The sequence below is a fragment of the Nostoc sp. WHI genome (assembly GCF_015714725.1).
Classification (GTDB): Bacteria; Cyanobacteriota; Cyanobacteriia; order Cyanobacteriales; family Nostocaceae; genus Nostoc.
The window spans coordinates 1-7,171 of the sequence record NZ_WBKM01000361.1 but is presented as its reverse complement, the minus strand read 5'-3'; the positions used below and the strand labels follow the sequence as shown (position 1 = coordinate 7,171).

Here is a 7,171-nt window from a genome sequence, read left to right as displayed (position 1 = left end):
TTATGCAAGCTGTCGATAGTAATACTGAGAGCTTGCGCCTGAGCTAAACCTGTGTAACCCAAGTCTGAATACATCGCGGTTTCCAGACGCAGAGCCAGATTTTTCAGCAGATTAACGCGATGCCCATTGTTGAGAAATCGTGCTTCGGGGTTTTGGGATCGCCACCAGCGCATGAGTTCAGTTTTACCAGTACCCATGTCACTCCATAATACAAGTAGCCCAGAGACTGGTATAGTAAGGTAGCGAGACATCTGTGATAAGATTTCTTTTTGCTTTTTCGGGTTTGTCGAGTGGCTGTTTGGGTTCAAGCACTCTTGTTGATTGTCGGTTGTCGGTAACTCTATGCATTGTCTCTGGCGAACAAGCTCAGTTTGATGCTGTATCCCTTGGTCTGAATCGGCTTCTTTCTTGATGAAAGCGTCAGTCAGGTAACGGACGTTAACTGTCACATTGGGTTTGTATTTGGTTAAACCCCATTTTCGAGTTCGGTATGAGCGCTGGTAATCTTTAAGGCTCTTGGCATCATCTGCGATCGCAGTTAATAAAGTATCAGCATCAACACCTTGACTAACTACGAAATCATCAACACCCTTTTCTGGCCCTGGCAACAATGCCACTTCACCTGTGCAGCCAGCAGCTTCAATAGTTCTAATGGTGCGAACAGTGGCCTGAAAAACTGACCAACGGGTATTGGCTTTGGTTTCGTAATCGAAAAGAATTATGAACTTGCGTCCTGGTTGTGCCAAGGGTACTAAGTCAGGATGCAGTCGTTCATCGAAATCTTGTTTGCCTACGCGCCCGTTCCAGATTCCAGGGAGTGCGATCGCTACAAACCCCAAACTCAGCAAGCAAGCAGCCTTCTTCTCCCCTTCGCATAAGATAACGGGAATTTCGGGATGCTGTTTCACCCACTCCCAGAAGATCAAGGGATTGAGTTTGTCAAGCAATCGCAGTGCCAAAAGTGAATGATAGCGCTTGATTAAATAACGTTTTGCTACTTTGTCCCAGATGGGGTTGGCGACATCAAAGTAGGTAACGCGGTTGGGGGTCTTGGGGGGTGACTCGTACTTAACGGGTTTACCTTTTTGCCAATCAATACGGGGGAAGTTGGGCTTAATCCGCCCCCAGTCCATTGGCTGCCAGTTTTTAAAGGGGTCAAGAGATTGAATCCATGTGCCACCCAATAATAGATGCTGATATTGCCTTATGTACGCATCTGTGACTCGACCGGCATTTTTGCGAGGAATTTTGTTGGAGATGAATAGGTATTCGTAGATTGTTTCTCCCTCGATGTGGAAGAAGTTGCGCTCAATCAGTGCTGGGTGAATGGCGCTACCAACCGTCAACTCGTGGTATTCAGCAGCCTTGAGGTTGTTGGGGTATTCAATTGGGCGTAATTTCATCCGCTCTCTCCTTGGAATTCCTTGGAGAGAGGTATGTTTTTTTGAAAATAACGTTTGAGCGGAAGAAACGCGATCGCTAGTTCTTTCCTTTTGAGCAGCAACTGCCAGTAATCATCACCCACGTCGCAGGTGATTACAACGGCTAGTCCAGCGATGTTTCTATCGCCATTATTTAAACACAGCCAGCTTAGAAGCTGTGAAACTCTCGCTCTAGCCAGGATATTCCTGAAATTTCCCTCTACCACAGCACAAAGTTGCCGTGCGAAAGCTGCACTATCACACCCCATGCGCTCAACAAATACTGCGCTCTTGGGTTTGCTATTTATCACGATATTTTCCCCTGATTACTTGGTTGACAAGCTCAGAGGGGGTTGCATCAGTTATCAGTCAACAGTTACCAGTTATCAAATGTTGACTGATAACTGGTAACTGGTAACTGGTAACTGATATTCGCGCTGCTACGGATTTTTGCTACGAAATTCGGGTTTTTCCTTAATAAAATTTAACTTTACTAAATCTTTACAATTTCGACAGCCAAAATTACCACACAAAACTGGTGCGTTTCGTGCGGCTTCTCGTATAATACGAGAAGCAGCGGATTCAATCTCGTCTGACCAGTCAGTGGATAAAAGCGCCTAAACTTTAACTACCACTGCTTTGGTTTCCAGGAGATAACCCCGCTCTGAGGTTATATGAAATTTAAGCCACGCACGAAGCGCTACTCCTTAGTGGCGCTTTGTGCGTTAAGTTCTCGTAGTGTTGTATCTTCACCTCTATATCTCCTTTGAATTAGCTTTATCTTACATAACTTGTGGTCTTTCCGTATCTAGCGAGATTCTGCAACGTTTGTGTTTGACTCCTCCATATTTAGCAGTTTTCGGTCTAGCTTACCCTGATTGGGTAATCCACTTTCTCAAGAAGCAGCACCTACCGCAGAGGTCGTTTCTGCCTTGGGCTTGCGCTCGAAAACTTGTATATTGGGTTCCTCCAGCACGAACCCGCTTTCTGTTTCCTGACCGAGTTTACCAGCGATCGCTGCAACCCACTGTGGGTAATTACTAGCAGCATCGGTCAGTTTCTTGTAAATCTTTGGTTTAACTGTGATTGTTATGATGCGTCCGTCACAGTCTAAGTCAAATTGTTGCCAACCGTTCTCTATGATCTTAGGTTGTGGCAGTTCGCTGATTTTAATTGTGATTTCTAATTTGCCTGCAATCATAGTTACCTCTGTTAAGATGCGTAGCTTGCCGCCGTAGGCATCGCTAATTTTGATGAAGTATCAGATGTATGCACCAATCCTAGCGGATCTGTCGTAATATACTTTTTAATAACTGGTTGTAAATGGAAGCTAATTTCTTTTGTAATAGGGTCTTTAATGCTTTCAATCAATGATTGCCTTTCTAAATTTTCCAATGCTTCAACCAACTCGGAAGTTGAGACACATACTGTTTGCTTTTGAGTAAAATCATTCAATAGCTTAACGAAGGTAATAGATTTTGAATTTGAAGCTACTTGCTCTGCAAGATAAATCATAATCTGCCTCTGAACTTCATTTAGTGCTTGACCAAAAATCTCATTAAGCATTTTTTGAAATTCACTGCTAATAAACGTAGTTTTGTTTTTAAAGAACATCTCAGTACTGCCAGCAAAGAAGTGGTTAATTCGTTCAACTACTGTCTGTAGTTCTGAAGGATTTCCATAATAAGTTTTGATTAATTCATTACATTTTTCCTGATTAGTTAGTCCTTGATCAGCTAAAAGTTGCATTGCAGCATCGCTATCCAAGCCTTTAATTTTAAGATATGTAATAGGTCGTTTAGCCTTTATCAGGTTATCGAAATCATTAGGGAAAACTCGACTGGTTAAAAGCAAACAACTTTGATGTAACTCTTCTACTAAACGACGAAAAAATATTTTATACTCTAGCCGATGCTCAAAGCTATTTCTCTGAAACAATGCTTCAATTTCATCTAATACCAACAAACATCGGCGCGATTGCAACTGTTTGAGCAACATTGCAATCATTCCTTGTGTATACTCAGGTAGGCACGAAGATGGCTCGAAGGGATCAATTAGCTCAATCAAATCTACTACTAAATCTGAAATTAGTGGTGCATGAGCCACTGATTTCCAAATTAAGCAATCAAATTGGGGTTGATCCCCTACAGTAAGTTCTGCTAGTAGTTTTGCCGCTAAGGCACTTTTGCCAATTCCTGGCGCTCCTATTAATGATACGCAACGCTGTTTTACTATTAATTCTTTTAAGTGGGTCAGTTCTTGTGTCCGTCCATAAAAGCTAGATATGTCAGGCGGCTGTCCTCTAACTTGTATAAAGTTGTTGGCAGAATGTGCTTGCTCTGCATTTAATGCAATACTTTGAGTATCATACTTGTTGCGAACTACTTTTTCCAGAAAATCCCGCAGCTTCTTTTTGTTTAACCGCTCGCCATTTCCAATTGTTGCAGAGAGTAGATCCCACAACTGAGGAGCTAAATTCCTCTGTAAATAATTGATGCTATAAGGTGAGTTTTCTGCTATGTTTTCGTACTCACAGTTACTCCATGCTCCTTTTAGTAAGGTAATCTCAGCTTCAGAGAGATGTCTACTTGTTTTGGCAAACACTAAATCATCTACTATAGACAAGGCTGTTTCAAAAGTTACTTCTCCTGAAAAATTTTGTCTCAATAACTCCTGCCTTGTTGTGACAATCAAAGAAAGAGAAGGGTCTGTAAGTTCTAGTTTTTGCCCAAGATTCAAATCCATAACTGCTTTTGCCCCGTTAAGGTAGTAGATCCTTTGAGGAGACGTTTCATAGATTAGAGTTATTCTAGGAGAATGGCATATCAAACTCAATCTTACTAGACTTTTCCATTTATGTTTGCTTGTTTACGTAGAAGTATCATACAAATTTCTAATAGGTCACTTAGGAGCAACCAACAAAAATACCAGATCGGCCGAGGGGTAAACCTAGAATCATGGACAGGCTTATTGATACCCGCGTACTTGTTACCCTACTTAACAGTCTTTGCCTATTAACCACGGATCTATTTCCTATTTAATTTTTGAAAAAGCCTCAAACCATAAGTTTTGTCCAGCAGCAACAGCTTAAATCTTGATGTGCTTACTAAAAATCAAGCCGGATTCCTATATCAAACGCTGCATTCAGGTATCTGATGCAGAATAACTAATTATCAACGGCATGATATAAATTTTTTTAATATGTCGTCTTACTGTATTAATCCTTTTTGTGCTAATCGTCAAAATTCCGACGATGCTGAAAACTGTCTATCTTGTGGTACTTCGCTGCTAATTAACAACCGCATTCGCTTAGTCGAGCCTTTAAAAACGCTCACTGATGATCCTTATAACTACTTTGATGTTTTTGAAGTTGATGACACTGGTACTCAGTGGAATATTGTACGCAAGCGGCGAGTCATGAAAGTCCTGAAATGGAACACGCCTAAGCTACGTGAGTTTATTGAAGGAGAATCTTTAGCTTTACAACTAATCCAACATCCAAATATTCCTGAAAGCAAGGTAGATGACTTTTTTACTTTTGTTCCTACCAGTCCCCTAATATTACATTGCTTGGTTATGGATAAGATTGAGGGACAAAGCTTGGAGCAATGGATAGAATCTAATGGGCGTATTTCGCAATCTCAAGCATTAGAATGGCTGAGACAATTAGTTGAAATACTTGATACAGTACACCGTTCTGATTTTTTTCATCGAGATATTAAGCCTTCTAATATAATTCTTCAGCCGAACGGTCAATTAGCATTGGTTGATTTTGGTGCTGCACGGCGCCTAACTAACACTTACTTAGCAAAAGTAAGTGGAAGTGGAGGAACTGATGCAGGTAGGGGAGGACGATATGAAATTACGGTTGTTGTCACGCCTTATTACACCCCTTTGGAGCAAATTAATGGTCAAGCTGTCCCACAGTCAGATTTTTTTGCTTTAGGTAGGACTTTTGTAAATCTGGTTACTGGTATTCAACTGATGGATCTGCCAAGAGATAAAAAAACAGGAAACCTAATTTGGAGAGATAAAGCACGGCAGATTGATAAACCCTTTGCTGATTTTCTTGATGAATTAATGGCTTTCCTTCCAGGGCAGCGTCCGCAGACTACTGAAATAATTTTGCAACGGCTAAAAAAACTCCCTCAGCAAAGTAAACTTTATAGACTAATAAGGTCGAAACCCTTCATGTTCAGTGCAGCGATCGCCAGCGTTAGTTTGATAGGATTACTAGCTTATACACTTGGATTCCCAGCTTATGCAAATAATTTAGTAGCACAAGGGCAAAAGCTAGAGGAGGAAAATAATACAGAGCAAGCGCAAAAGCTATTTGACCAAGCAGTAAAAATTCGCCCTGAATTAAGTAATCAAATTTCCAAATTCTACTTTGATATAGCAGGAAGAGTTAAAGAAGATTTAGAATTAGAAAAGAAATATTATAATTTAGCGGCTAAATATAATCCGAATGATATAGATTCATATAATAATCTAGCATTGACTTGTCAATTTTTGAGAGATATAGATTGTGTAAACAAAAGTTATCAACAGCTTTTTAGGCTAGAGCCTAACTCTTGGACAGGACACTACAATTTAGCTAACTTTTATGAAACTCAAGAAAAATATGACTTAGCTCAAGAACAATATAACTTAGCAATTAAATCTGGTCAGGATCAGGCGTTAATTGCTGTGAATAATTTGTCTAGGTTGAATAATTTGCAAGGAAATTATGCTCAAGCTCAACAACTAGCAATAAAAGGATTAAATAAAGCGCCATCTAGTGATAAACAGTTAAGAGCAGTATTATATAAAAATTTAGCCTGGGCGAAACTGATGCAAAAAAAATATCAGGAAGCAGATGAAAATTTGCAAAAAGCGTTTGAATTAGATTCCCAAAGAGTAGATGTCTATTGCTTACTAGCAAAAACAAAAGAGGCACTACGTGACTTAGATTATGCAAGTAGTTATGGAGAAATGTGTCTACTAGCAAGAACGGATGGAGTATATTTGCCAGAAATTCAAAAGTGGAGAGAAGAATTGCTAAGACGGATTTTCAAGAAAAATTGATTTCAGATAAATATTTATGTAAGCTGTTTATATTGATAAATGTTTGAATAAATATAATGTTGAATACTAAAAAAGAACCAAAAGAATTAGTGTTTAAGAACAGGAAGCTTCAAGTCGGAGCAATTATATCAACGTTAATGTTGATGAATGTGGGTAGTGGATGGGGACAACAAGTAGTGAGGTTGGGTTCAGAGGAGCGCTCATGTGAACCTGTAGCTAAAGTTAGGGAGCAATGCGATTTTGTGAGGTCGGACAAAAAAAGTGCGATCGCTAAAAATTATATTCAAGTACGGAGTGATTTTATTTACAAATAAAATATTGATTCGCAGGAGAATTCATCTTGATGAGATATCTCAAAAAGATTGCTAGTAAGTCATTTGACGATTATTTCCCAAAATATCTGTAACAAGCCTTTGATATTTAGTATCAATTACAGCAACCAATAGCTAAAGATGAGAACGCAAGTATAAAATTAATCAAGCAGTTTGAGGTTTAATAAAGGAATTAAAGATAGAAATACAAAAATTATCCCAACTTCCAGCTATCCATTGACAGCGCAGATGTAATATAATTTCTGCATTGTCTTTCAACCAAAATTTACTGTTTCCTTTGATTCTTAAATTGACAACTTGGCGGATTAAACTCTCAATTGCACCACTGCCAATAGGTAGTTTTTGAGTTAT

6 protein-coding genes and 1 pseudogene are annotated in these 7,171 nt (G+C 39.4%); 2 read left to right on the top strand and 5 right to left on the bottom strand.

The window, feature by feature from the left end; genetic code table 11:
* From F8S12_RS37170 to F8S12_RS37155, 4 genes are all read right to left on the bottom strand, one after another.
* Positions 1-1,403, bottom strand: a 1,403-nt coding sequence (locus F8S12_RS37170; protein WP_196521340.1) for a DUF3854 domain-containing protein, incomplete at its 3' end; no start/stop codon positions are given.
* A complete protein-coding gene (locus F8S12_RS37165) occupies positions 1,400-1,732 on the bottom strand; it encodes a hypothetical protein (protein WP_196521339.1) in 333 nt (110 codons plus the stop codon). The genes F8S12_RS37170 and F8S12_RS37165, both read right to left, overlap by 4 nt.
* Before the next feature lie 584 nt (positions 1,733-2,316).
* Complete coding sequence (locus F8S12_RS37160) at positions 2,317-2,622, bottom strand: fertility inhibition FinO-like protein (RefSeq protein ID WP_196521338.1); 306 nt, start codon at positions 2,620-2,622, stop codon at positions 2,317-2,319.
* A gap of 11 nt (positions 2,623-2,633) precedes the next feature.
* Entirely contained in the window at positions 2,634-4,166 is a 1,533-nt protein-coding gene (locus tag F8S12_RS37155) for an NACHT domain-containing protein (RefSeq protein WP_196521337.1), read from the bottom strand.
* Between the two features lie 456 nt (positions 4,167-4,622).
* On the opposite strand from F8S12_RS37155, the gene F8S12_RS37150 reads away from it, so the two are divergent.
* Entirely contained in the window at positions 4,623-6,488 is a 1,866-nt protein-coding gene (locus F8S12_RS37150) for a protein kinase domain-containing protein (RefSeq protein ID WP_196521336.1), read from the top strand.
* Between the two features lie 56 nt (positions 6,489-6,544).
* Entirely contained in the window at positions 6,545-6,802 is a 258-nt protein-coding gene (locus tag F8S12_RS37145) for a hypothetical protein (protein WP_196521335.1), read from the top strand.
* Positions 6,803-6,964: 162 nt separating this feature from the next.
* Here the strand turns inward: F8S12_RS37145 and F8S12_RS37140 are convergent.
* Positions 6,965-7,171, bottom strand: a pseudogene (locus F8S12_RS37140) (ISLre2 family transposase); the annotation flags it as partial.

Excerpts from the sequence above, each read along its gene's own strand:
- F8S12_RS37160 (WP_196521338.1), bottom strand. The coding sequence starts at position 2,622 with ATGATTGCAGGCAAATTAGAAATCACAATTAAAATCAGCGAACTGCCA.
- F8S12_RS37155 (WP_196521337.1), bottom strand. The coding sequence starts at position 4,166 with ATGGATTTGAATCTTGGGCAAAAACTAGAACTTACAGACCCTTCTCTT.
- F8S12_RS37150 (WP_196521336.1), top strand. The coding sequence starts at position 4,623 with ATGTCGTCTTACTGTATTAATCCTTTTTGTGCTAATCGTCAAAATTCC.
- F8S12_RS37145 (WP_196521335.1), top strand. The coding sequence starts at position 6,545 with ATGTTGAATACTAAAAAAGAACCAAAAGAATTAGTGTTTAAGAACAGG.